The 258-nt window shown below is 68.2% G+C and carries 1 pseudogene; it reads right to left on the reverse strand.

The features are described 5' to 3' along the window. Positions 1 to 210: pseudogene (locus tag VR44_RS38795) on the reverse strand (hypothetical protein); the annotation flags it as partial. Positions 211 to 258 lie beyond the last annotated feature (48 nt).

Below are 258 nucleotides of genomic sequence, written 5' to 3' on the forward strand. Positions count from 1 at the left end.
GCCTTCGGACAAGCGGCGGATGGCCGCCCCGGCGAGCGCCGGCCCGAGGCCGAATCCGCGCCAGGCTGGCTCAAGGACGACTCGGTCCATGACCAGTAGATCGCCAACCGGATGCGCGAGCGCTTCCTCGAACTCCGGAGCCCACTCGCCTGAGTCGCGGTCCAAAATCGCAAGGCCGATGTGGGCTAGGTCGCCGGTGTAGTCATCCATGGCGTGCCAGGGATGGCCGGGGCCGAACATCCGCACCCTGACGAACGA

This window comes from Streptomyces katrae, assembly GCF_000966975.1.
Lineage (GTDB): Bacteria > Actinomycetota > Actinomycetes > Streptomycetales > Streptomycetaceae > Streptomyces > Streptomyces katrae.